General features: G+C 58.7%; 21 protein-coding genes. 19 read left to right on the top strand and 2 right to left on the bottom strand.

The window, feature by feature from the left end; all coding sequences use genetic code 11:
* Nucleotides 1–59: 59 nt before the first annotated feature.
* The gene (locus tag ABD796_RS14625) at nt 60–656 is read left to right on the top strand and encodes a sterol desaturase family protein (RefSeq protein ID WP_344908839.1); all 597 of its coding nucleotides are present in this window, start codon (nt 60–62) and stop codon (nt 654–656) included.
* Between the two features lie 117 nt (nt 657–773).
* On the opposite strand, the gene ABD796_RS14620 is transcribed toward ABD796_RS14625, so the two are convergent.
* Nucleotides 774–1,742, bottom strand: coding sequence for a YpdA family putative bacillithiol disulfide reductase (locus ABD796_RS14620; protein ID WP_344908838.1), 969 nt, complete (start codon nt 1,740–1,742; stop codon nt 774–776).
* A gap of 194 nt (nt 1,743–1,936) precedes the next feature.
* Between ABD796_RS14620 and ABD796_RS14615 the strand changes: the two genes are divergently transcribed.
* From ABD796_RS14615 to ABD796_RS14585, 7 genes are all read left to right on the top strand, one after another.
* Complete coding sequence (locus tag ABD796_RS14615) at nt 1,937–3,304, top strand: extracellular solute-binding protein (RefSeq protein WP_344908837.1); 1,368 nt, start codon at nt 1,937–1,939, stop codon at nt 3,302–3,304.
* Between the two features lie 322 nt (nt 3,305–3,626).
* Nucleotides 3,627–4,613: a hydroxyacid dehydrogenase gene (locus ABD796_RS14610; RefSeq protein ID WP_344908836.1), complete on the top strand. Its 987-nt coding sequence runs from the start codon at nt 3,627–3,629 to the stop codon at nt 4,611–4,613.
* Between the two features lie 105 nt (nt 4,614–4,718).
* Nucleotides 4,719–6,050 carry an ABC transporter substrate-binding protein gene (locus ABD796_RS14605; protein WP_344908835.1) on the top strand — a complete coding sequence of 444 codons (1,332 nt, stop codon included), beginning with the start codon at nt 4,719–4,721 and terminating at the stop codon, nt 6,048–6,050.
* A 100-nt stretch (nt 6,051–6,150) separates the two neighbouring features.
* Nucleotides 6,151–11,604 (top strand): heparinase II/III domain-containing protein, encoded by a 5,454-nt coding sequence (locus ABD796_RS14600; RefSeq protein WP_344908834.1) that lies wholly within the window; start codon nt 6,151–6,153, stop codon nt 11,602–11,604.
* Between the two features lie 153 nt (nt 11,605–11,757).
* Nucleotides 11,758–12,831, top strand: a complete 1,074-nt coding sequence (locus ABD796_RS14595) for a Gfo/Idh/MocA family protein (RefSeq protein WP_344908833.1) — start codon at nt 11,758–11,760, stop codon at nt 12,829–12,831.
* 287 nt (nt 12,832–13,118) lie between these two features.
* On the top strand, nt 13,119–13,982 hold the full coding sequence (locus tag ABD796_RS14590) for a DUF695 domain-containing protein (RefSeq protein ID WP_344908832.1): 864 nt from the start codon (nt 13,119–13,121) through the stop codon (nt 13,980–13,982).
* A 57-nt stretch (nt 13,983–14,039) separates the two neighbouring features.
* A complete protein-coding gene (locus ABD796_RS14585; RefSeq protein WP_344908831.1) occupies nt 14,040–14,639 on the top strand; it encodes a histidine phosphatase family protein in 600 nt (199 codons plus the stop codon).
* Nucleotides 14,640–14,705: 66 nt separating this feature from the next.
* On the opposite strand, the gene ABD796_RS14580 is transcribed toward ABD796_RS14585, so the two are convergent.
* The gene (locus ABD796_RS14580; RefSeq protein ID WP_344908830.1) at nt 14,706–15,722 is read right to left on the bottom strand and encodes a LacI family DNA-binding transcriptional regulator; all 1,017 of its coding nucleotides are present in this window, start codon (nt 15,720–15,722) and stop codon (nt 14,706–14,708) included.
* A gap of 250 nt (nt 15,723–15,972) precedes the next feature.
* On the opposite strand from ABD796_RS14580, the gene ABD796_RS14575 reads away from it, so the two are divergent.
* The 11 genes from ABD796_RS14575 to ABD796_RS14525 all read left to right on the top strand — a co-directional run bounded on the left by ABD796_RS14575 (nt 15,973) and on the right by ABD796_RS14525 (nt 24,283).
* The gene (locus ABD796_RS14575) at nt 15,973–16,299 is read left to right on the top strand and encodes a UxaA family hydrolase (protein WP_344908829.1); all 327 of its coding nucleotides are present in this window, start codon (nt 15,973–15,975) and stop codon (nt 16,297–16,299) included.
* An 11-nt stretch (nt 16,300–16,310) separates the two neighbouring features.
* Nucleotides 16,311–17,459 (top strand): UxaA family hydrolase, encoded by a 1,149-nt coding sequence (locus tag ABD796_RS14570; RefSeq protein ID WP_344908965.1) that lies wholly within the window; start codon nt 16,311–16,313, stop codon nt 17,457–17,459.
* Nucleotides 17,460–17,532: 73 nt separating this feature from the next.
* Nucleotides 17,533–18,327, top strand: coding sequence for an SDR family NAD(P)-dependent oxidoreductase (locus ABD796_RS14565; RefSeq protein WP_344908828.1), 795 nt, complete (start codon nt 17,533–17,535; stop codon nt 18,325–18,327).
* 22 nt (nt 18,328–18,349) lie between these two features.
* The gene (locus ABD796_RS14560; RefSeq protein ID WP_344908827.1) at nt 18,350–19,012 is read left to right on the top strand and encodes a cyclase family protein; all 663 of its coding nucleotides are present in this window, start codon (nt 18,350–18,352) and stop codon (nt 19,010–19,012) included.
* 2 nt (nt 19,013–19,014) lie between these two features.
* Nucleotides 19,015–19,230, top strand: a complete 216-nt coding sequence (locus ABD796_RS14555) for a DUF4177 domain-containing protein (protein WP_344908826.1) — start codon at nt 19,015–19,017, stop codon at nt 19,228–19,230.
* A complete protein-coding gene (gene rbsD / locus ABD796_RS14550; protein WP_344908825.1) occupies nt 19,227–19,613 on the top strand; it encodes a D-ribose pyranase in 387 nt (128 codons plus the stop codon). The genes ABD796_RS14555 and rbsD overlap by 4 nt, the downstream gene beginning before the upstream one ends.
* A 47-nt stretch (nt 19,614–19,660) precedes the next feature.
* On the top strand, nt 19,661–20,434 hold the full coding sequence (locus ABD796_RS14545; RefSeq protein WP_344908824.1) for an SDR family NAD(P)-dependent oxidoreductase: 774 nt from the start codon (nt 19,661–19,663) through the stop codon (nt 20,432–20,434).
* 53 nt (nt 20,435–20,487) lie between these two features.
* Entirely contained in the window at nt 20,488–21,135 is a 648-nt protein-coding gene (locus ABD796_RS14540) for an SGNH/GDSL hydrolase family protein (protein ID WP_344908823.1), read from the top strand.
* Between the two features lie 152 nt (nt 21,136–21,287).
* On the top strand, nt 21,288–22,832 hold the full coding sequence (locus ABD796_RS14535; RefSeq protein ID WP_344908822.1) for a spore germination protein: 1,545 nt from the start codon (nt 21,288–21,290) through the stop codon (nt 22,830–22,832).
* 14 nt (nt 22,833–22,846) lie between these two features.
* Nucleotides 22,847–24,046, top strand: coding sequence for a Ger(x)C family spore germination protein (locus ABD796_RS14530; RefSeq protein ID WP_344908821.1), 1,200 nt, complete (start codon nt 22,847–22,849; stop codon nt 24,044–24,046).
* Between the two features lie 6 nt (nt 24,047–24,052).
* A complete protein-coding gene (locus ABD796_RS14525; protein ID WP_344908820.1) occupies nt 24,053–24,283 on the top strand; it encodes a hypothetical protein in 231 nt (76 codons plus the stop codon).
* Nucleotides 24,284–24,287 lie beyond the last annotated feature (4 nt).

Below are 24,287 nucleotides of genomic sequence, written 5' to 3'. Positions count from 1 at the left end.
AATATTGGGGTTGCTCCGCGCGCTGCGCAGCTACATAATGGGAGTGAGGGGGACGAACGATGAGAAGCCATTTGAAGGAGTTTTGTAAGGACGGACGCGTTCTGTTTATCGGCATCATGTGGATCGTCTATGCGTCGGTCGCAATGGCAACCGGCTGGAACGGCCGGACATGGGCTTGGGTTGGGGCTGGAATCGCGATCTTTTTCTTCGTGGAATATTTCGTTCATCGTTTCGTGCTGCACGGGGTGTTATGCAGATGGATGCCGAAGGCGCATCAGGGGCACGACGACCACCATGCCCACCCTACGGAGATGCGTCATCTGCTGACGCCGAACTCGTACAACGTGCCGACCCATTTTGCGCTCTGGCTCGTCTGCTCGGCAAGTACGGCGAGCGTCCATGCGGGAAGCGCCGTCATGATGGGAGTCGCGGCGTTGCATATGTATTACGAGTGGACCCATTTCGTATCGCACAGGCCGATCGCGCCCCGGACGCGCTGGGGGAAATGGATGAAAAAGTACCATCTGCTCCATCATTACAAAAGTCCGGACAGCTGGTACGGCGTGACCAACCCGGCGCTCGACAAGCTGTTCGGAACCGAAGGCCAGGTGCGCGGGAAGGACGCGGGTAACAAGGAAGGCACATTTCGGTCATAGCCGGTTGATAGCGCTTTCCCGTTTGTCGGAATAAAAGACGAAAGGCTGCCGTTCGTTGCCGGGCGGCAGCCCTCGTATGCGAATGATGCAGCTTGGCGCGCCGCGATTCAAAGCGATTTATGCGCCGGTAATGTGCCTCGCGATGGCGGTGCCGTGATGACGGCCCGACTCGATAAAAATTTCATTCGCTTCCGCCCCGGCCGCGATAACCCCGGCCAAATAAAGGCCTTGGACGTTCGTCTCCATCGTGTCCGGATCGAAGCGCGGCTTGCCAGCGTCGCCGTCCATAAGGATGCCGGCAGCGCCCAGAAATTCCCTGTCGGGATGAAAGCCGGTCAAGGCCAGGACAAAATCATTGTCCAGCGTCTCCCGGCCGTCCTCCCGCTCGATCGTTACGGCAGCCTCCTCGATGGAAATAACCCGCGAACGGTACAGCATGCGGATGCGTCCTTTGTTGACCAGACTCTCGAAGAGCGGGCGCACCCACGGCTTGACGCTTGCGGACATCGTCTCCCCGCGGTAGACGATCGTTACTTCCGCGCCGACGCGGACAAGCTCCATAGCGGCGTCGACAGCGGAATTGTTGCCGCCGATGATCGCGACCTTCATGCCGGTGTACGGATGGGCCTCGCGGAAAAAATGGCTGACCTTGGGCAAATGCTCGCCCGGTATGCCGATCATGTTCGGATGATCGAAGTAGCCGGTGGCGACGATGACGCGCTCCGCCTCGTAGCCGGCGCTGCGTCCCGCCCGGTCCAGGGTGGAAAGGGTGAAGCGATCGTCTTGTTTGACGATGCCGATGACCTGCTCGTAGGAGCAGATGCGGATGTTGCGGCGCATCGCCACGGTGCGGTAATAATGCAGCGCTTCGGCCCGCGTCGGCTTGTCGTTCGGGGTCGAAAACGGGATGCCGCCGATTTCAAGCAGCTCCGCCGTGCTGAAAAATTGCATATAGGTCGGATACAAGTAGATGGAGTGAACGATCGAATGCTTTTCGATAATGAGCGGATCGATTCCGGCGTTTTGCAGCTCCAGTGCAGCGGACAAGCCGCATGGCCCGGCGCCGACGATAATGACTTTTTCCATACTGGCTGTGCCTCCCTGTGAAGTAAACGTAGCATCCCCTTATTGTAACATACACGCCGGGCGTATACGATAAGGGCCGGAGACACGACGAGCTTACTATTACGTAGATAGTATGCATGGCTTGAAAAGGACGCTGCGAATTGATATGATTCTGCTAATCGAAACTTCACCATTAATCAGGCAGGGAGCAGGCGATGAACTTAAAGCCGAGCAGAAGCACATTCAGAGACCGTATGAACGGAATGATCGACACGCTGCGCAGGGATATCGAGTCGGGCGTTTATGCGCCCGGTTCTTTTTTGCCTTCGGAAGAAAGACTTGCCGAGCAGTTCGATGTGAGCTACAAATCGGTGGCCAAAGGGCTTGACCAGTTGGCGGCGGAAGGCTTGCTGATTAAAATACGCCGCGTAGGCAGCAAGGTGGTCAAGAAGGAAACGGTACATTTCGGGTTCCACGACACGTTGTACCGGGATGTCGACCTGGCTGCGCTGCTCGGTTTGTTTCACAAGGAGCATCCGCATATCGAGATCCGTCCGGTTGCGATCTCGCAAAATTATGCGCTCGATACGATCGACGATCTCATGCTGTCGGGCCGGTTCGACGTGATGATGATTAACCAGATTTATTACCAGCACGCCCGGGAGCACAAGCGGCTAAACGTGCTGGAGCCGGTAAAGCTCGCGGACGACACGTATCCGTTTCTGCGAGAGGAGCTGCTTGTCGATGGGATCAGCTACGCCCGGCCGCTTGTGTTTTCGCCGGTCATTCTCGCGTACAATCCGCAGCATTTTCGCGAGGCCGGACTGCCCGAGCCCGACAGCGGCTGGACGTGGGAACGGTTGCTGGAGGCGGCCGCGCAACTATCGAAGCCAAGCGAAAGGTACGGATTTGCCGCCAGCTTCTTATCAGGCAATAACCGCTGGCCGACGATTTGGATGCAATGCGCTTCCGATTCGATGCATGCGACCGGACGTCGTCCGGAGGCGGAGGAGCTCGCCGCCGGCCTGACATACTGCTATGGCCTGATGAAGGCGGACGGAGTCGTTCCGAGCTTTCTGGACGTTTCGGCTATTCAGTCGTTGTTCGCCGAGGGCAAGCTTTCCATGCTTATGACGACCTATTATTTGCTGAACGGCTTGGGGGAGAAGGTGGCGTACGATATCGCGCCATTGCCGCACATTACGAAACCGCGGACTATGCTGCTGTGGATCGGACTGTCCATTCATCGCAAGACGGCGGTGCCGGATTCGGCCCGCGCGTTCGTGGAGTTCATGACTTCTCGCGAGGCGCAAGCTGTCGTTCACAGCAATACGCTCAGTATTCCCTGCTCCGCATTGGCGGACGGCGCGCCCGATTCCAAGGTGTACAAGCCGCCCCGCTACAATCTGTACCGGGAGATCATTCCGTCCTACCGGAGCCAGCGGCAGTACGGGCTGCGTTATGAGACGATCGAAGCAACGCGCGATCTGCTGCAATTGCTGTACTCCGGCTTGATCGGAGAGGAGGAGCTGCGCGTCCGGGTGGCGGGACTGCTGGATAAGCAGGATGCGGAGCCCGTGTGAAGACGACCTGAAGCAAACGAGTAAAGACGTTTCCGAAACCACGACGAAAGTGGGCCGGAAACGTTTTTTTATGAAAACCTACCGCCAAAACGCGGTCGATCATCCTTGAAATACGTCGATAGACGGTTTCTTTTTTTCGCGTCCCTGAAACGAAGAGAAGCCGAATCGCGCATATCGAATTTCGCTGGTTGACATCGAGGAAGAAATGCATATACTAAGTTATGTAGATACTATGTAGTGTGATCATGAGTAAAGATTAATTCCTTATTTTATCCTCTACATATTTTCTGCATAACAAAATATCGATTGGAGGCCGGGAAGCTTGACATGGACGATTGCTCTCTGCTATCCGCCCAACCTGCAACGACCGATCTTGCATGAACGTCATCTGGGACGTTTGGCGGAGCTGGGAAGGGTGCTTCACGCGGACTGGTCGAACCCGGAACAGGCGCGTCGCACGCTGTATGAGGCCGATGCCGCCATTACTTCGTGGGGAACGCCGACGCTGGACGAGGAATGGCTCCGCCATTGCCCGCGGCTCCAGGTTGTCGCCCATGCGGCCGGGTCGGTCAAAGGGCTCGTGTCCGCAGCGCTGTGGGAGCGCGGCATTCGCGTATCCAGCGGGAACGGACCGCTCGGAGAGGGCGTTGCCGAGACAGCGCTCGGCATGACGATCGCTTCGCTGAAAAATATGTGGCGGATCGAACGGGCGGCGCGTGCCGGGGGATGGACGGAGGAAAGAAGATTGGCCCGCGAGCTGTATCAGATCACGATCGGCGTAATCGGAGCGGGTAAAGCGGGCACACACTTTATGAAGCTGCTGCATCCTTTTCAGATCAATGTGCTGGCGTATGATCCGTTCGTCAGCCGGGAACGGTTGGCCGAGCTTGGCGCGACCCGAACGGAACTGGATGAGCTGGTCCGCCAGTCCGATGTCGTGTCGATTCACGCGCCGCTGCTGCCTTCAACCCGCCATATGCTGGATCGGCGCCGCTTTATGATGATGAAAGACGACGCCATTGTGATCAATACGGCCAGAGCGCCGATTATCGACGAGGAGGCGTTGATCGAGCAATTGTCGCTCGGACGGTTGTTCGCTTGTCTGGACGTTGCTTCGTCGGAGCCGCTCCCGGCCGATCACCCGCTGCGCTCGCTGCCGAACTGCGTGTTAACTTGTCATATCGCGGGCGCGGTATCCAACGGCGGTTACCGGCTGGGACAATTCGCGGTCGAGGAGCTTGAACGCTTCAAGCGCGGCATGAAAATGGAAGGCGAAGTAGAGCGCGAGCAGATGGAGATTTTGGCCTAAGGCCGGGCGAGCTGCGTCAGGAGCCGCTTCAACTGCCGCGCTAATGGCTGTATATTTTAGAACTCTTATGAAATCGCTTACAAAAAAAGGGAGGTATTTGGATCGATGAAAAACCGGAGATTAAAAACCGTTTGCCTGCCGGCGGTGCTGGCGAGCGTGCTTGCCCTGACCGCTTGCGGTGCGGACGGATCGAAGACGCAGCAGGCTAAAGGGGACGATGCCGCCGCTGCGAATGAGCCGAAGCCGGTAGAGCTGTTTTTTTACACCGATGTGACCGACGATGTATTCCAGGCGACCTGGGGCGAGCGCATTCGCCAGAAATTCCCCCATGTGACCGTCAAGCATCAGCAAGGCGTCAAAGGCTCGCGGATCGAAGATTTGGTGGCGGCGGGGACGGTCCCCGATGTGATGCGGACGCAAACGACAACGATTCGCAACGAATATTTGGGACTCGGGTTGTCCTACGACATGCGCGAGTTAGTGCAGAAAAACAAGCTGGACCTGAACCGGTTCAATCCCGTTTATATGCAGCGCATCATCAATGAAACCGGAGCCGCCGGGGGCGAAATCTACGGGTTGCCGATCAATTCGCCCAGCCCGCTCGTCTTGTTTTACAACAAGGACCTGTTTGACAAATTCGGCGTCGCGTATCCGAAGGACGGCATGTCCTGGGACGATCTGCTCCCGCTGACTCAGCAGTTGTCCCGCTCGGAAGGCGGCATTTTGTACCGCGGGCTGACAACGAACTACTTGTCCGTGCTGCGGGACAACGCGTGGTCCTTGCCGATTTTGAATCCGAACGCCGATGAAATGGCCGATGCCGCCAAGTGGCAGATTTTGTTCAACAATCTGAAACGGTTTTACGAGATTCCGAATAATACGATTGCAGCCACGCTGAACGACGAGTTGCAGCTCTTCTACAAAGGGCGGACGGCCGCGATGTATGTTGGCCAGATTAACCAGTTCAACTCGTTCCCGGCCGACTTGAGCTGGGATATGGTCAGCTTGCCGCAATTGAAGGAAGCGCCGAACAAGCTATCTCAGTTGACGCCTCCGTACTGGTCGATTACCCGGCAAAGCAAGCATAAGGATGAAGCGTTCGCCGTGATCCTGGACTTGTTGTCCGAAGATCCACAGCTCGCCCAGGCCAAAGAGGGCAAAATTCCGACCCTCGCGGACAAAAAGATCGAGCAGGCATTCGGTCAGACTACACCGGCGCTGAAAGGCAAAAACACCAAAGCGGTCTTTTACTATCCGTTCGCCGATCCGACGCCGCTCAGGAAGACAGAACTGCCGTTTGTTGCGCTTGGCACGCAGCAATCGATCCTTAGCGGCGCTTTCGAGAAAGTGGTGAAGCAGCGGGTTGACGTCAATACGGCGCTTCGCGATGCTCAGGAGTTGCTTAAGAAAGAGCTGGACAACGCGAAGGCCAAGTAGAGACGGATGCGCCGCACCTTTAAGACTATCGGCTTTCACGCTAGAAACAAATCCTGAAACGGGCTGCGGCGATCCCGCAGCTCTTGAGGAGGAGCCAGGTATGCGGGAAAAAAGGAAACAGGGGAGCGTCCGGCTGCTTATGGGCCTATTGATCGCGGCGCTCGTATCGCCAGGCTGGCCGTCGGCAGCGGGTACGCAAAAGACCGTTTTGAGCGAAGGAGGAAACCCCGTGATTGAAGCGCCTGAAGTGAGCGTGCGCACGGATCGATGGCTGACGGCGCAGCGCGCTTCGGTCCCCGTCCAGACCGATGGCGTGTGGAACGAAAGCGTATGGACCGCGGCTGCTGGAACCGGCGGTTTTTCCACCGCCTACTTCAATGAACCGGCGGAACAGGAAACGTTAATGAAGCTGGCTTATGACGATACCCATCTGTATATCGCCCTCGACGGCCAATATGAAAGCGGATACACTGGAGCGAATGCGCCGGAGGCAGAGCGGGTTTTCCTGCTGCTGAGCCGTGATGACGACAGGATGAAGTTTTACAGCGTGCCGGTTTCGATTACGGCTGGCCCGCATCCGATCGGGATTCGGTACAACAATTTCACGACGGCCGATGTGCGGGAGACGTTGCAGCAAGTTGTCGATTTGACAAAGGGCGGACAGGCGCAGCAGGCGGTAAGCAAGCGGAGCGACGGCTGGAGCGCCGAAGTCAGCATCCCGCTGAGCGCGCTTGGCGTGGAAGGGAACGCGGCGGGAGAGCGCTGGCAGGTGAATGCGATTCGTTATTTTGGCATCGCGTCCTCGCGTCCGCTCAGCTCCTGGGCGCCGGTTCGCCGAATGACCGTAATCGACGGCGACAATTCCGGTCCGAATCGCGGTTATACGCTGAGCGTGTATACGGCCAACGAAGGGCGGTTCGGCAGCCTTTATTTCGAAGGAAGGCCGAATGAGCCTGTCACCGGCAAACCTGTCGCGGAATGGCCGCTTTCGGCTCCGGCCCGCTTGTTGTACGACAGCTTTACGGAGAAGCGGCTGGTCTTGAAGGAAGATGATTGGAATACGGATTCCTCGTCGGTTTCTATGCGCTGGACTTCGCCGTACGGCGAACAAACTACGCTCATCCCGGCTTCTGTCGCGACCGAGGGAAGCGAACGGGTTGTTTCCTTTTCCCATCCCGAGCCGCTGCAAAATGGGACCTACCGGCTCGAAGTGATCGCCGAGGAGCCCGGGGGGCTTTCGATGAAACAACTGGAGCTTTCGTTTGATCGGGAAGGACTGATCGCGGCGGGCAACGAGAAGTTTCCGACTTCGCCGCCGGCATCCGTGAACCAGGTGACGTCCGCGCCGCCATCGTCGGAAGTGGCTCAGCTATTATCGCTGGTGCCGGATCGGGTCGGGGTGTTTTTCGCCGGCGTGCCGCACGCGCCGGAGCTGTCGGAGCGGGCGACCAATTATACATGGTCGGTGGCCGATCCGTGGGTGCTGACTTCGACGGACGGCGGGAAGATCAAGTATCCGAATCCGCAATATCCGGAGAACAAGATGTTAACCGTGACCAACCGTCTCGGGCAAACGGTCGAATACCCGTATTACGAGGATGCGAACGGAAAGCGGTATTTCCTGTCCGCCCATCTGTGGTATATGCAGCGGCAATACGTGCTCACGCGGACGCGGGAGCTGGCGTCAACCGATCCGCTCGGGGCGGCGCGTCTGCTGTACCGCTTCGCCGAGGTGGTCCCTGGCTGGGTTCCGATGAACGACTACGACAAAGGCGTGCAGTACCCGGTCGTGCCGTCGGGCGGACCGCCCTATCCGTATTATGGCGGCTTATGGTCCCGTTGGTCGCAGAACGAGCTGGCCGCGCTCGGCCAGTTGGCGGACGCTTACGCCATTGTGAAACGGACGAACGCCTTCGAGCTGTTAAGCGCGGAACTCAGCGAAAACGCAGACGAGCGGATCGTTCAGGACATGTTCCGGCCTTCGCTGGATTACTTTCATTCGTTTCCGGTCATCAAGGCTAACGTCGAGGTGTCGAATTACAACGGATTGATCGCGCTTGCCAAAGCGTTGAACGACCCTGATCTGATGCACGAAGCGGTCGAGCTGGTGGAGCAGTACGTGGTCAATATGTATATGCTCGACGGGTTCTGGAAGGAAGTATCGGTGAGCTACCACAAAGATTCGGTGTTGCTGCTGAGTCAGGCGATCCAGCAGGCGGCAGGCTGGAGCGATCCGCCCGGATACGAATCGCCGCGGACGGGAGGTCGCTTCGAGCAACTGGATTTGCTGGAGCGGCTGCCGCAGCTCCCGGCGATGCAGGGGATTGCCGCGAAGCTGGCCTACCCGGACGGACGGGTGCTGCCGATCAATGACACCTGGGCCTTCTACAAGCCGCCTCAGCCCCAGGATACCGGTTCGCTGCTACTGCCCGGCGCGGGGATCGCCAAGCTGACTCGCGGCCAGGGAAGCGGTCAGACGATGCTGTATATGGGCTTTTCGCCGAAAAACGGCCACGATCATAAAGATCCGCTGAACTTGACCTTGTTTGCAAACGGTCAGGAATTGCTGCCGGATCTCGGGTATACGCATACGAAATACCGGCAGTGGGCCATGTCTACGCTGGCGCACAATACGGTGGTAGTAGACGGCCGCGATGCTGTGACCTCGGGAGCAGCCAAGTCCGGCGGCGCCATCCGCGATATGGTCAAGCTGGGCGATGCCGCCCAAGTGGTGCGGGCGGAACAGCCGAACGCCTACCCGCAGACCGAGACGTACGGACGGGAGCCGTGGCTGATCGGATTCGGCGACGCCGGACCGGACGAGGCGTACGTGCTGGATTTGTTCCGCGTGACGGGCGGTACGCGGCACGAGTATACGCTGAACGGGGACGCCAACCGGACGGCTTATTTCGAAACGGATGCGGCGCTTGCGGCCTACGGTCCCTACTTGCTGGAAGGCAATCCGGCCGTGGTCGAGCCGACGAACGAATACGAAACCGGCACGATCGACGGCGGGCAGTATCACGGGTATATGCATGTGCGCAATGTGCGGTCGGCGGCGCTGACGGACGGACAGTTCGAAGCTACGCTGCGGACGGCGGACGGCGCGTCGAAACGTTCGAATTTGCATATCACCGGATTTGCCGGAACCGGGGCAAGCGAGATGTTTATCGGCGAATCGCCGTCTATTCAGGCTACCCGGCTGAAAGGGTTGAGTTATGACACGCAAACGGAAGCGGATAAGTATTTCATGCCCAAGCTTGTTGTGCGACGGGAAGGAAATGCGCTGAGCAGCAATTTCATTACGGTGCTGGAGCCGTTTGCGTCCGGGCAGCAGCCGCGTATCGAACACGTCGAGGTGCTGCTCAGCGACGAGCAGACGGGAGCGGCGGCGGTGGCGATCACGTACGGCAGCACGCGCGACATTGTGCTAAGCGCTCCGCAGTATGCGGGTACGCCGCTGATCGTCGGCGATTTGCGGCTGGACGGCAAGCTTGGCTTTATTCGGCTGGTGAACGGCCAGATCGAGCAGATGCAGCTCGCGGATGGTACGAGGCTCAGCATGGGAGCAGCCGTGGTCACGGCCGGAGGCGCAGTTCACGGCACGGTTTTGCGCACGGAGCGGAAGCAGGATGGCAGCGGGCGCAATGCGCTGGTAACAGGGGCGGCAGTACCGCTCTCCGCAGCAGGCCGTTACGCGATCGTCACCCAAGCGGACGGATCGACAGCCGGCTACCGGATCGCCAGCGTCCAGTCTGTGGGGAGCGAGACGGTGCTGGATCTGGGCGAACAAGATCCCGGCTTCGTGATTGAGCCGGACGGCGGCTCCCGACAGTTGTATTTTCCGATGAAGCAGTGGAGCGGTGCGCCTACCCTTTATATTGCCAATTTGGAGGCGAGCGGGGTTGTCACGCTTCCGCCGCTTTCGCCGGGGACGGTAAGCGGAACGGTGTACGGTCCCGAGCTTGCGCCGCTTGGCGGCGCGAATGTGAATGTGAGCGGATACGGCGACTTGTCGGCCGTGACCGGCCCGGACGGCGGCTTCGTGCTGTCGCCGGCGCCCGGCGGCTGGCAGCGGGTAACGGCGAAAAAAGACGGTTATCGCACGACCGTGTCCGATGCCGTCTATGTAGGAGCGGGTCATACCGCGGTTGTCACGCTTGAGCTGGAGGACGACTCGCCCCCGCTGTTAACCGGGGCGCCTGCCGTAGGCGTGGGGGTCGGAGAGCAGGTGCAGGCGACATCGTCCCGCGACGGCCGGCTGTATCTGGTGCCGGAATCGGTCCCTCCGGTGCCGACGCAGTTGGAAGCGGCGACCGTCAACACAGCGGTGTACGCCACCCGTACGGCCGCCTCGGCCCAAACGCCGGCTTTCCTCGATACTTCCGGTTTCGCTGCGGGGAGGTATATGCTGTACGCGGCGGACAACAGCGGGCGCGTGTCCGCAGGAAAGACCATATGGCTGCTGCCGAAGCACCAACAGATCGTGGACAATGAAGATCCGCTCGTCCGTTATTCGGGAACGTGGGCGACGACGAAGGGGGACGACCGCCATATCGGCAGCAGTGCCGTGACGGCAACGGCGGACGGCGCTTATGTCGACATTCCGTTCTACGGCGACAGAGCCCAACTGCTCGGCGTTCGCTTCAATACGCACGGCAAAGCGGCGATTTATATCGACGGCGAGTATCGGACGACGGTGGACAATTACCTGGCAAGCTGGAAGGCGCAGCAGATTATTTTCGATACGGGGCTGCTGCCGGAAGGGGCGCACGTCATCCGTTATGAACGGACCGGCGAGAAAAATCCGGCCTCCAGCAATTACTTGATTCATTTCGACGCGCTGCGCAACATGACGGCGGAGTTGCTGCCGCCTACGGCAGGCCTTGTTGGCAAAGGACCGGTTGCGATCGGCACGCCGGTTACGGCAACCAGCTCCAAGAGCGCTTCCCTGTATCTGGTTCCGCGAAGCACGGCTGTGTCCCGCAGCGCGATTGAAGCGGCAGGCGCGTCCGCTAACGGCTCCAGCGCGACGGTGACGGCATCGACGTACGGGCTGCTCGATACGACCGGATTTGCGCCGGGCTTGTACAGCGTATATGCGATTGACGCAAATGGCGCCCTATCCGAAGCGCTTCCGCCGATTGCGGTGATTGACCCCGGCGAGAAGCTTGTAGATAGCGCCAGTCCGGTTGTTTATTATAGCGGTACGTGGTATACCACGAACAATGATAGCCGGCATATCGGCAATAGCGCGGTGACGGCGATGAGCAACGGGGCTTATGCCGACATTCCGTTCTACGGCGAAAGAGCGCAACTGCTCGGCGTTCGCTACAACGCGCACGGCAAAGCGGCGATTTATATCGATGGCGAATATCGGACGACGGTAGACAATTACCTGGCAAGCTGGAAGGCGCAGCAGGTTATTTTCGATACGGGGCTGCTGCCGGAAGGGCTGCATACGATAAGATACGAGCGGATCGGCGAGAAAAACCCGGCCTCCAGCGACTATTGGATCCATTTCGACGCGCTTCGGGTCATAGAGTCGCCGTAATCGTCGATACCCCCGAATGCCAACGACAGTTAAGCCGAATGGGCGTTTAGTTCAATGACGATGAAGACAAGGCTGGCATTTCGTGGTAGCATGAGGGGGACAATCGAATCATGACGGGCTTTCGGACACGAAAGCGCGAAAGGGGACTTATCGATGCAAAAAAGCGACGGTATGAATTATGCGCCGGAAGGTAAACCGCAACCAGTGGTAGGGGCGGGCGAATTTACGTTTGCCGCCATTGCGCTGGACCACGGACATATTTACGGGATGTGCAACGGCCTCATCGGAGCGGGTGCGACGCTGAAATGGGTGTACGATCCGGACCCGGCCAAAGTCGCCGCCTTTATCGCCAAATATCCGAACGTGAAAGCGGCCGAGTCGGAGCAGCAGGTGCTTCAGGACCCGGAGGTCCGCCTGGTTGCCGCAGCGGCGGTTCCGTCGGAGAGGGGCGCGCTCGGTTTGCGTGTTATGGAGCACGGCAAAGATTATTTCACCGATAAAACGCCGTTCACCAGTCTGGACCAGTTGGCAGCGGCGCGCGAAATGACAAGCCGGACCGGTTTGAAGTATATGGTGTATTACAGCGAGCGTTTGCATGTGGAAAGCGCCGTATACGCCGGACAATTGATCAAGCAAGGGGCTATCGGTCGGGTCGTACAAGTTATCGGTACCGGTCCGCATCGGCTCAACGCTCCTTCGCGGCCGGACTGGTTTTTCCGCAAGGAAAACTACGGGGGCATTTTGTGCGATATCGGCAGCCATCAGATCGAGCAGTTTTTGTTTTTCAGCGGCTGTACGGATGCCAAGGTCGTCAACAGCAAAGTGGCCAATTACCATAGCAAGTCGTATCCGGAGCTGGAAGACTTCGGGGATGCTACGCTTATCGGCGATAACGGCGCAACCAACTATTTTCGCGTAGACTGGCTGACGCCAAACGGTCTCGGAACATGGGGGGATGGCCGAACGATCATTCTCGGAACGGAAGGCTATATGGAGCTGCGCAAATATATCGATATCGCCCGTACAACGGACGGCAACCATCTGTTCCTCGTAAATGGCGAAGGCGAGAAGTATTTTGCCTTAAGCGGTCAGGTCGGCTACCCGTTCTTCGGCGAACTCATTCTGGACTGCCTGAACCGGACCGAGCATGCGATGACGCAAGCGCACGCGTTCAAGGCGGCGGAGCTGTGCCTGATTGCGCAGCGAGATGCTGTCCGCATCGAGTAGTTTGTCGTCCCGGTCGGGAGGCACGGCACAGCATTCGGGAATTGAATAAAGGCAACAGGAAACGGCCCTCGAATCGGGCCGTTTTTTTATACCCGGAAAAAGCAGCCTTTGCAGCTCGGATGTACTTCAGCGAAAAGCTTCGATAGGCGGCTTTTTTTGCGTAAAATCGGCTGGCTTCCCGGGCAAAGCCTGGTTTTGGCTATTTACAGGAAATCATGCGGGGGCGTAAAATTGAGTCAGGAAACCAAACCGGGTTTCCGAGCCGGACGCAACAGGGGATGAACGATATGGCGAAGCAGTGGGACTATTTCAATCGCACTACGGATCAGAAGGAACAGATGAGCGTGCTCGTCGACGCCGCCCATGCCGGCTACGCTCCGCTGCCCGGTTTCACCCGTCTTCTGTCGATCGTTATCAACCTGTATGCGATCGCCACCGACAAGAAAGAGCGGGACAGCGCTCAAGCGAAGCTCGGCATTCTGGAGCGACGATTGGAACATATGCTGGCCGAACATACGCAGGCGATCTATATCGGCCGGATCAATACGGAAACGCGGCTGGAATTTTATTATTACGCAAAGCCCGGGGGCGCACCTCACAAGAAGCTGGCCGAACGGGTGATGGCGTTGTATCCGAATTATCGCTGGCTGGCGGCGGAGCGCGACGATGGCGACTGGTCGTTCTACGACTATTTGAGACCGAACGAAGTGGAGAAGCTGTACGCCAAAAACAATATTTTGCTGCGCTCCTTGAGCGAGAAGGGCGACCGGCTTGGCATTCCCCGCCACGTCTATCACTGGCTGCGCTTCAGCACCGGCGAAGAGCTGGCCAAGGCCGAAGCCGGCGTTAAACGGCTGGGCTACGGGATCGTCAGCGCCGGCATGGACGCCGACAAACCGTCGTACCCGCATTCGCTGATCGTCAGCAAGACGCATCCGATCGCCATCCACGCGATGAATGATTCGGTCGGCGAGCTGTACGGGCTGGCCAACGAGTGCGGTGGCTTGTACGAAGGCTGGGGGACCGATATTCGCCGCAAGCTGTGGCGGCGCATTGTGACAAGCGTAGGCGGCAAACGGATCGCGGTCGCAGGGCTGGCGGCGCTGGCCGTGCTGATCGCGGTGTCGCTGCTGGCGTTCGTATACGCCTGAGGAGGGCACAGTTGTACCCGAAATCCGCACAATAACAGACAGAGGAGAGAACATACAATGACGGTAATCGGATTGATCCGGCATGGAGTTACAGATTGGAACGTCCAGCTCCGGGCTCAGGGACATACGGACATACCTTTGAACGAAGCGGGACGGCAGCAGGCCGGGCTGCTCGCCGGGCGCATCGGCGCCGAAGCGTGGGATGCGGTATACAGCAGCGATCTCGGACGAGCGTTCGAGACGGCGCGTACGGCTACGGCCGCTCTTGGCCTGGAGGTTTTGGTCGACGAGCGTCTGCGCGAAGTATTCCTCGGCGAAATCGAAGGCACGACCGAGGAGGAGCGGGTGAACCGTTGGGGCGCCGACTGGAGACAGCGCGAGCTCGGGGAGGAGCCGCGTGACGAAGCGGCCGATCGCGGCTTGCAAGCGATCCGCGATATTGCCGACAAGCACCCGAACCAGCGGGTGTTGATCGTCAGCCACGGCGGACTGATCGGCTGCACGCTGAAAAAGATGGTGCCGGAGGCGGAGTTTGCCGGGTTCCTGGGCAACACTTCGGTAACGCTTGTGCGCAGAAATGAAAACGGCGGCTGGGCGTGCGATCTGTATAACTGCACGACGCATCTTGAAAGTAAGCAGGAGCGGGAAGAAGCGTAATACAGCCTAGCAGCGCATAAGGAAGGCCGGCCCCCAGCCGGCCTTTTAAGCACGCAATTGCAGAGATCAGCCTGCGTGGGCGTTCGGAGGCGCGGAAGAATTGCGCACGATCAGCTCGGAAGGAAGGATCAGCTTTTTCCACTCGGGGGTCGTCGTTCCTTTGATCCGTTCGATCAGCAGTTGAATGCCCATCGCGCCGAACTGGTAGGCGGGCTGGGAGACGACGGTGAAGAACGGGTCGATGACCGAAGCGCCGAGGTCGTCGAAGCAGACGACGGAAAGCTGATCCGGCACGCTGATGCCCATGTCCAGCAGCTTGCGGATAATACCGACGGCAATAAAATTGTTGCCGGCGAATACGGCGGTCGGCGGAGAAGGCAGCGCCAGCAGCCGGTGCAGCGCCTCTTCGTCGGCGAACTGCTTGTAGCTCATCTCCAGGATCAGCTCGTCGTCGGGAGGGATGTCGTTCAGCTTGAGCGCGTCCTTGTAGCCGGTAAGCCGCTCGCGGGCGGTCGATACCAGGAGGGAGCCGTTGACCATGGCGATGCGCCGGTGGCCAAGCGCGAGCAGATGCTCGACGAGCCTGCGCGCCCCTTCGCGGTTATCCCCAGTGACGGCGTCGCAATCAAAGCCGGGAACGGCCCGGTCCAGCAGCACGAACGGAATCCGGTGCGTGCGCAGCGTCTGCAGGTGCGGGCCGGACAAGTCCGAGGCGGCCGAAAACAATACGCCGTCCACCCGCGTCGACAAAATCATGTCGACGTATTCTTTTTCCTTCGTCAAGTTTTCGTCGCTGTTGCCGAACAGCAGCTTGTACCCGAGTCGCATGGCGGCATCCTCCGCGCCGCGGGCGACCGTCGTGAAGAACGGGTTGGTAATGTCGGGGATAAGCAGGGAAAGCATTTTCGTTTCCTGCAGCACGAGGCTGCGCGCCATCGAATTGGGCACGTAGTTCAGGTCTTCCATTATTTTTTTGACGCGCTGCCGGGTCTTCTCGCTAATTTTCCCTGTATTGTTGATCACTTTGGACACCGTCATGGCGGAGACGTTGGCCTGTTTGGCGATATCGTAAATCGTAACCAAGGTCGGCCTCCCTTACTGTTGCGGGCGACCTCCGGACCGCTGCCGCTTTGCAGGAGCAGCCGGGCGGTATACCGGACCGGACGCCGCGCATACGCTGAATGGTACGGAAATTCGCGAATCGACGCGTGCGAGCGGCGATACGTACCGTATTTAGCTTATTGTACAGGAACAAAACAATTGACAGCAAGTATAAAGCTTGTTATGTTAGGGTTATCGGTAAACTTAATTCTTGAGCAAAGGAAGTGGGAACATGGCAGCACCGATCGAAGCGGGCGCGGATGCGCTCGTGATGGACGCCGCAGACCATGTGGCGACGGCTATCCGCGACATAACGGCCGGCGAAACGATCCAATACGTCATTCAAGGCAGAACAGAGTCGCTGACGGCGGCCGACGCGATTCCGTTGGGCCACAAAATAGCGATAGCCGACATTCCCGAAGGGGAAAAGGTGTGCAAATACGGGGAAGTGATCGGCCGGGCTACGGAAGCGATCGGCCGTGGGCGTCACTTGCACGTGCATAATATCGAAGGGATCCGCGGACGCGGAGACATTGCAAAGGGAGCGAGCGCATCTTGAACAGTACGTTTATGGGTTACCGGCGCCCGAACGGAGAAGTCGGCATCCGCAATCATTTATTGATTATTCCGACCGTCATATGCGCCAATCAGGTGTGCAGCCGCATTACGCAGCTTGTCCCCGAAACGGTGGCGATTCCGCATCAACACGGCTGCAGCCAGATCGGAGCCGACAAGCAAAGAACGTTCGACGTGCTTGCCGGAACCGGACTCAATCCGAACGTCGGCGGCGTCATTATCATCAGTCTCGGCTGCGAGGTCATCGATCCGCAAGCGCTTGCAGAAACAATTAAGGTTAGCGGTAAACTTGTCGAGGTGTTCGATATTCAGTCCGTGGGCGGCTCTGTCAAGGCGATCCAGCATGGCACGGAGCTGGCTCGCCGCATGCGCGCGGAGCTGGACGCCATGGAGAAGACGTCCATTCCGTTCGGAGAGCTGAAGATCGGCGTGAAATGCGGCGGCTCCGACGCCACGTCCGGCCTCGCTTCCAATCCGGCCCTCGGCGCGGCGGCGGATAGCGTCATCCGCACCGGAGGCACGGTCGTTATCGGAGAGACGACGGAAATTATCGGCGCCGAGCACGTATTGGCCAGCCGGTGCCGGACTCCGGAAGTATCCGAGCAGCTGTACCATATCGTCGACCGCTTCGAGAAGGAAGTCGAGCGGATGGGCGCGGACATGCGGGGCGGCAATCCGAGCCCGGGCAACATCGCGGGCGGCTTGTCGACGATCGAGGAGAAGTCGCTCGGCTGCATTTCCAAGTGCGGCACGGCGCCGATCGAAGGGATTGTCGAATATGCTGCGGCGATTCCGCAGAAAGGGCTGTATTTCATGGACTCGCCGGGCAACGATATCGAATGCGTATCCGGCATGGCAGCGGGAGGGGCGCATCTCGTCTGCTTCACGACCGGCCGCGGTACGCCGACCGGCTCTGCGGTTATTCCGGTTATCAAAATTACGGGCAATAAGAAAATGTTCGAACGGATGACGGACAATATGGACGTCGATGTGAGCGACATGCTGTCCGGCACCCTTTCCTTGGAGGACGCGGGAGAGATCATCTGGCAGGAAATTCGCGAGGTCAGCGACGGGAAGCTGACCAAAGCCGAGGTGCTCGGCCATACGGAGTTCAGCATCAACCGGATCGGACCGAGTCTGTAAGCGCACGGCGCAGATCTGGCGGCACTTTCTATCGTACCGCACGAATTTCAGATAATAAGGAGAGACATCCATTATGGCTCGTTTGGCAAATCGGGTAGCGCTCGTTACCGGAGGAAGCAGGGGGATCGGCGAAGCGATCGTGATCCGTCTGGCGGAAGAAGGAGCGAGCGTCGCCGTCAATTATACGTCTGAGAAATCCCGCGAGTTGGCCGAACAGGTCAAGCGCCAAGCGGAATCGCACGGGGTCCGGGCGATGATCGTGCGCGCGGACGTCGGCAACAAGCCGCAGGTCGAGGCGATGTTCGAGCAGGTCGAGAAGGAGCTGGGACCGGTCGATATTTTGGTCAATAATGCCGGAATCGCGCCGTTCGAACCTTTTTTGAAAATTACCGAAGAAACGTGGGACCGTACGTACAATACAAACGTGAAATCGATCTTCCTCTGCTCACAACGCGCCGCCTCCGGCATGACCGAGCGGAGCTACGGAAAAATCGTCAACGTGCTGTCTACCGCAAGCCTGATGGTCACAAGTCCGGTTATCCCGCACTATCAGTCGTCCAAGGCCGCGGCTCATATGCTGACCAAAGGCATGGCGATCGAGCTGGGCAAGTACGGCATCAATGTCAATGCGGTCGGACCGAGCACGGTCGACACCGATATGTGCACCGACTTTTTGGCCGACCCGGAGCTTCGCCGCAAGGAGGTCGAGGCGAATCCGATGAAGCGTCTCGGCACCGCCCGGCAAATCGGGGATGCGGTCGTCTTCCTCGCTTCCGAGGAGGCGATGCAGGTCAACGGACACCTGCTCATGGTGGACGGCGGATTGACCGTGAAGGCGGCTCAGCCCGACGATCACATGGAACGTTAAGAAGAGGAGGCATGAGGCAATTATGCGCATTGGTCCGATGATCGATCTGTCGCAGGATCTGTTTCACAATTGTCCGGTTCTTCCGGACCATGAGCCGCCGCAGCTCGACTATGTGCTGATCGGGGCGCGGGACGGCTGGACGCTGGAGCGGATTACGATGAATCTGCATACCGGCACGCATATGGACGCCCCGGCGCATCTCGGAGACTACACGCTGACGATGGATCGTATTCCGGTCGATCGGCTGCAGGGGAAAGCGTTGTACGTGCCCTTGGCCCACAAAGGTCCGGGAGAACCGATCACCGCAGCCGATCTGGAGCCTTACCGGGAACGGATGGACGACGAAACGGTCGTTCTGCTCTATACCGGCTGGGGGGAAAAACGCGGCTGGTCTAAGGAATGGGTATACGGCTCGCCTTACGTATCGAACGAGGCGGCGAAGCTTCTCGTGCAAAGCGGGGTTCGCGGCGTCGGCATCGATCATTTCAGCGTCGGGGGCACCGGGGACGAGAACCGGGAAACCCACCGGATTCTGCTCGGCGCCCCCGTCTGGGTAGCCGAAGGGCTGCAGTTGGACGATCCAGCCCTTGGCGAGGGGAACTGGCACGTCATGGCGCTGCCGATCAAAATCCGCGATTCGAGCGGCGCGCCTGCTCGCGTCGTAGCCTTTCGCATGGAGGGATGAGCATGGCGGCGGCCATTCGTTGGGAATACGCGACGACCGATTCTCCAGACAAGCTGAACGAGCTGGGAGCGGAAGGCTGGGAGCTCGTGGGGATCGGCCATGCGGGAGGGGGCGAGCGGTTTTACCTGAAGCGCCCGCTCCCTTCGCTGCGCGAGCGGATTACGCTCGACCAGCGCAAGCAGGTGCTTGACGCCGACGGAGGAGGTGACGTCCGATGAAGAAGGGCGGAATATTGAATCCGGCGCTCAGCCGGATTTTGGCCGAGACGGGCCATACGGATATGCTGACCATCTGCGACAGAGGGTTCCCGGTGCCGTCCGGTCCGGAGCGGCTCGATTTGGCGCTTGTGGACAATGTGCCGACCGTTCTGGATGTGTTGGCCGCGATCGACAAAGAGTTCGTCATCGACCGGATCATCGTCGCAGAGGAGATGATTCAGGCAAGTCCTTCGCGATTTGCGCATATGCGGGAGGCGTATCCCCATATCCCGATTGACTCGCTGCCGCACGTCGCCTTCAAGGAAATTTGTCCCGAATCCCGTGCGGTGATCCGAACAGGAGATTGCGTGTCTTACGCGAATATTATTTTAGTATCGGGTTAAAGGGTTATGCCCGTCCTACACATTGCGACAAAGGAGCAATCAGCAAAATGAGACTGCTGGATAAAGTATGTATCATCACCGGTGCGGGCTCGGGAATCGGCCAAAGCGCCGCGCTTCTGTTCGCGCGCGAGCAGGCGGTCGTCGTCGTCGCCGATATCGACCGAGAGAAAGGTGAAGAAACGGTCGCTCTGATCGCCGCTGCGGGCGGTCGGGCAGCGTACCTGCACGCCGACGTAACGAGCCCGGAATCGGCCAAGGCGCTTGTCGACGAGACGATCCGCCTGTACGGCAAAATCGACGTACTGTTCAACAATGCGGGAATCAGTGGCGTAGGCATGCTGCATGAGATCGAGCCCGACGCTTGGGACCGGGTCATGAACGTCAACATTCGCGGCGTCTACCTGCCGTCCAAATACGCGCTGCCGCACATGATGGAGCGCCGGGCCGGCTCGATTATCAACATGTCTTCCTGCATCGCTGAAATCGGACTTGCTCTGCGGGCATCGTATGCGGCGACGAAAGGGGCGGTTCTCGCCCTGACGAAGTCGATGCAGGTGGATTATGCGCCGTACGGCATTCGCGTCAATGCGCTGCTGCCGGGCACGATCATGACGCCTTTTGTGGAAAATTATTTGAAAAAATCGTACGACGATCCCGAACAAGCGATCGAATCGCTGAAGAAGCGGCAATTGAGCGGCGATCTCGGCAGACCGGAAGATGTGGCGAACGCAGCCTTGTTCCTCGCCTCGGACGAGTCGAAGTTTATGATGGGCTCCCCGCTGTATATCGACGGCGGAGTCGTATTCGGCAAAAACGCGTAAGCGCGACAAGCAGGGCGATCAGCCGCTAAAACGATAATCCGGAGGAATTGACGATGACATTGCGTATCAAGCAGGGCGACGTGGTATTGTTTCAAGGGGACAGCATTACCGACGCGGGACGAAACCGGGAGCAGACGGGCGATTTGGGGCGAGGCTACGCGCTGCTGACGGCGGCTTTGTTCTCCGCCGCATACCCGCAGCTGCAGGTGAAGTTTATCAACAGAGGCATCAGCGGCAACCGCGCCGCCGATTTGCTGAACCGGTGGGAGCCGGATTGCCTGGAACTGAAGCCGGACTGGGTCTCGATCTATATCGGCATTAACGATACGTGGAGAAAATACGACCGCAACGACCCGACCTCGGCGGAGCAATTCGAGCAGAACTACCGCCGGCTGCTCACCGAAACCCGGGAGCGCCTCGGCGCGCAAATCGTCTTGATCGAGCCGTTTGTGCTGCCTGTGCCTGAAGACCGCAAAGGCTGGCGCGAGGATCTTGATCCGAAAATTACCGTCGTGCGCGAATTGGCCCGCGAATTCGGAACGCTGCTCGTTCCGCTCGACGGATTGTTCGCCCAGGCGTCTACGTTGGCGACTTCGGCTTACTGGGCTCCGGACGGCGTCCATCCGTCTCCGGCCGGACACGCGCTGATCGCCAACGCCTGGCTGAAAACCGTCGGCGCGGCGGAAGCGGCAAGAGGCTAATCCGAATACATACACATCAGAAGCCACCCGGCGCCCTGCGCGCCGCGGCGGCTTTTTTCGCGTTCCGCTCGTACCGGAAGCGGGCTACATAAGAATAGCCAACACTGGATATGATAGGCATACACATTCTATTCGAAACCGGGGTTTCGTTCATGACACACAACCAACAGACCGAGACAGGCAAACGACTCCTCGCCACTTCCATACAGGCCAATATGGACGCCGTACGACAAGCTTTGGGAGGCAGCGAGGATCTGAAGACGAGAGCTTTCACCAGCTTTGACGGCTGTCGAATCGGCGTGCTTTATATGGACGGACTGGCCGACACCACGTTTATCCACGACTCCATATTGACCCCTCTTATGCAGGGCGGCGAACGGACGGGTACGCCCCGAGCCGACTCGGGGCCGGAAAGACTGCTGCGGCTGAGGGAGGAGCTGTCGGCCGGGGATGTTGCGCTTATGGATGAGTTCGATCCGCTGCTCATCCGGCTGCTGTCCGGCGATGCGATTGTCCTGATTGAAGGCTGTGCCGAAGCGCTGCGCGTCGGGGCGGCGGGCTGGGAGGACCGGCCTGTCGGCGAGCCGACCTCGCAGGCGGTCGTACGCGGGCCAATGGAAGCTTTTACGGAAAACATCCGGACCAACACGACTCTGATCCGGCGCAGAATCAAAGATCCCCGGCTATGGCTGGAAACGCGGCAGATCGGCACGGTGTCCCACACGGACGTCTCGATCATGTACTTGGAACATCTTGCCGACAAGAACGTCGTGGACGAGGTGAGAAGGCGTCTGGACCGGATCGATATCGACGGCATCCTGGAAAGCGGCTATATCGAGGAATTTATTCAGGACAAGACGCTGACCCCGTTCCAGACCGTATACAACAGCGAGCGACCGGACTCGATCGCGGCAGGACTGCTGGAGGGGCGGGTCGCCATTCTGGTGGACGGGACGCCGTTCGTGCTGCTTGTTCCCGCGCTGTTCGTCCATTTTTTTCAGGCGGCCGAAGATTATTACCAAAGGGCGGATATTAGCACCCTGCTTCGCATTATCCGGTTTTTGTCCTTTTTTTTCGCGCTGCTGGCGCCCTCTTTCTATATTGCGATCACGACCTACCATCAGGAAATGCTGCCCACGAGCTTGCTGATCAGTCTGGCGGCCCAGCGGGAAGGAGTTCCGTTTCCCGCCTTCATCGAAGCGCTGATGATGGAAATCACTTACGAAATATTGCGCGAGGCGGGAGTCCGCATGCCGCGTACGGTCGGACAGGCCGTGTCGATCGTAGGCACGCTGGTCATCGGACAAGCCGCGGTCGAGGCGGGCATCGTCTCCGCGGTTATGGTAATCATCGTTTCGATTACGGCCATTTCCAGCTACGTCATCCCGTCGTCCGGCATGTCCATCTCCGTTCGGATGATCCGGTTCATCTTGATGGGACTGGCCGCCTCGGTAGGATTTTACGGTATTCTGATCGGGATGATTATTCTGGTTCTCCATCTGACCAGCCTGCAATCGTTCGGCGCGCCTTACATGAGTCCGCTAGGCCCGTTCGTGCCCCAGGATCACAAGGATACGTTGTTCCGCATTCCGTGGCCGGGCATGCTGACCCGACCGCGGTTCATGGCCAAAAACGACCGGAAACGCCAGCAATCGAAGCCGAGCAGCAAGCCCAAAAACACAAAATCCGGATCTTGAGGGAGGCGGGGCTCGTGAGAACGACGGTCTTGGGATTGATCCTGGGCGTGCTGCTTTCGACTGTTTTGACCGGCTGCTGGAATCGCAGGGAGCTGAACGATCTCGGCATTCAGCTCGGAACGGCGATAGACAAGGTCGGCAGCCAATACCATCTTTCCGTGCAAGTGGTGGAGCCGGGCGAGGTGGCAAAACGGAGCGGCAAGGGCGACATTTCTTCCGTCACGATGTTCAAGGCGACTGCTCCTTCGCTATTGGCGGCGTTTCGCAAGCTGACCGAGTCCAGCCCGCGCAAAATATACGGCGCTCATATCCGCGTTCTCGTGCTGGGCGAATCTTTGGCCAAGGAAGGCATTGCGAATGCGATCGATCTGCTTGTCCGCGATCCGGAGGTGCGCTCCGATTTCTATGTGATGATCGCCAGAGGAACTTCCGCCGAAAGCGTGCTGAAAGTGTTGACCTCGCTCGAGAAAATTCCCGCGAACGAGTTGTTCCATGCACTCGACACCTCGGCCAAGGCGTGGGCGCCGACGACGACCGTGACGCTCGACCAGCTCGTGGAGAAGCTGCTTACGGAGGGCGAGAATCCGGTGCTGACCGGCGTACGGGTGGAGGGGGACAGAAGCATCGGGGAGATGAAGCAGAATCTGGACCAGGTCGATCCGGCTGCCCAGCTTCAGCTGTTCGGTTTGGGCGTTTTACACAAGGATCGTCTGATCGGCTGGCTGAACGAAACCGAGAGCAAAGGCTACAATTACATTACCGATCAAGTGAAGAGTACCGCAGGTTACGTGGAATGCCCTAGCGGCGGCTTGCTTACTCTGGAGACGATACAGTCCCATACGAAGCTGAAAGCCAAAATGGAGAACGGGGAGCCGACGGTGGACATCCATCTGGTCGACGAGTCCAACATAGCCGAGGTGGCATGCACCATCGATCTGGAAGATCCGCAAACGATTGCCCGGCTGGAGAAGGAGCAGGAGGAGAAGAAGATCGAGCTGATGCGAAGGACGATCGAAGCCGTACAGAGCAAGTTCAAGGCCGACATATTCGGCTTCGGCCAGGCGCTTTACCGTTCCGAGCCGAAGGCGTGGGCCCGGCTCAAAAACGAGTGGAGCGAGCATTTTGCCAAGCTGAAAGTGACTTATCATGTGGAAGTGCATATCCGCAGAATCGGGACGACCAACGAATCGATTCGGAACGGGCTGAAGGGATAAGATCGGATGTGGAAAATATTTCTTGTTATTGCCGTTGCCGCTGCGGCTTGCTCCATCGAGCTCCCGGGGCTGTTCAGACGGTCCGCGAAATCGGCGGCCCTCTACATCGTGATGATCGCCGTCGGCATCGTACTGAGCATAGCCGCCATGCAGAGGGTATCATGGCCGAGCCCGTTTCAGGCGGCAGTAGTCGTATTCAAACCGATTAACGACTGGCTGGGGCAACTGATCCGGTAAAGGG

This window comes from Paenibacillus hodogayensis, from assembly GCF_039536325.1.
GTDB classification, from domain to species: domain Bacteria; phylum Bacillota; class Bacilli; order Paenibacillales; family NBRC-103111; genus Paenibacillus_AB; species Paenibacillus_AB hodogayensis.
Note: the sequence above shows the minus strand (reverse complement) of the source record. Positions and strands in the feature narration are given on the sequence as shown.

Excerpts from the sequence above, each read along its gene's own strand:
- ABD796_RS14625 (WP_344908839.1), top strand. The coding sequence starts at position 60 with ATGAGAAGCCATTTGAAGGAGTTTTGTAAGGACGGACGCGTTCTGTTT.
- ABD796_RS14620 (WP_344908838.1), bottom strand. The coding sequence starts at position 1,742 with ATGGAAAAAGTCATTATCGTCGGCGCCGGGCCATGCGGCTTGTCCGCT.
- ABD796_RS14615 (WP_344908837.1), top strand. The coding sequence starts at position 1,937 with ATGAACTTAAAGCCGAGCAGAAGCACATTCAGAGACCGTATGAACGGA.
- ABD796_RS14605 (WP_344908835.1), top strand. The coding sequence starts at position 4,719 with ATGAAAAACCGGAGATTAAAAACCGTTTGCCTGCCGGCGGTGCTGGCG.
- ABD796_RS14600 (WP_344908834.1), top strand. The coding sequence starts at position 6,151 with ATGCGGGAAAAAAGGAAACAGGGGAGCGTCCGGCTGCTTATGGGCCTA.
- ABD796_RS14595 (WP_344908833.1), top strand. The coding sequence starts at position 11,758 with ATGCAAAAAAGCGACGGTATGAATTATGCGCCGGAAGGTAAACCGCAA.
- ABD796_RS14590 (WP_344908832.1), top strand. The coding sequence starts at position 13,119 with ATGGCGAAGCAGTGGGACTATTTCAATCGCACTACGGATCAGAAGGAA.
- ABD796_RS14585 (WP_344908831.1), top strand. The coding sequence starts at position 14,040 with ATGACGGTAATCGGATTGATCCGGCATGGAGTTACAGATTGGAACGTC.
- ABD796_RS14575 (WP_344908829.1), top strand. The coding sequence starts at position 15,973 with ATGGCAGCACCGATCGAAGCGGGCGCGGATGCGCTCGTGATGGACGCC.
- ABD796_RS14570 (WP_344908965.1), top strand. The coding sequence starts at position 16,311 with ATGGGTTACCGGCGCCCGAACGGAGAAGTCGGCATCCGCAATCATTTA.
- ABD796_RS14565 (WP_344908828.1), top strand. The coding sequence starts at position 17,533 with ATGGCTCGTTTGGCAAATCGGGTAGCGCTCGTTACCGGAGGAAGCAGG.
- ABD796_RS14560 (WP_344908827.1), top strand. The coding sequence starts at position 18,350 with ATGCGCATTGGTCCGATGATCGATCTGTCGCAGGATCTGTTTCACAAT.
- ABD796_RS14555 (WP_344908826.1), top strand. The coding sequence starts at position 19,015 with ATGGCGGCGGCCATTCGTTGGGAATACGCGACGACCGATTCTCCAGAC.
- rbsD (WP_344908825.1), top strand. The coding sequence starts at position 19,227 with ATGAAGAAGGGCGGAATATTGAATCCGGCGCTCAGCCGGATTTTGGCC.
- ABD796_RS14545 (WP_344908824.1), top strand. The coding sequence starts at position 19,661 with ATGAGACTGCTGGATAAAGTATGTATCATCACCGGTGCGGGCTCGGGA.
- ABD796_RS14540 (WP_344908823.1), top strand. The coding sequence starts at position 20,488 with ATGACATTGCGTATCAAGCAGGGCGACGTGGTATTGTTTCAAGGGGAC.
- ABD796_RS14535 (WP_344908822.1), top strand. The coding sequence starts at position 21,288 with ATGACACACAACCAACAGACCGAGACAGGCAAACGACTCCTCGCCACT.
- ABD796_RS14525 (WP_344908820.1), top strand. The coding sequence starts at position 24,053 with ATGTGGAAAATATTTCTTGTTATTGCCGTTGCCGCTGCGGCTTGCTCC.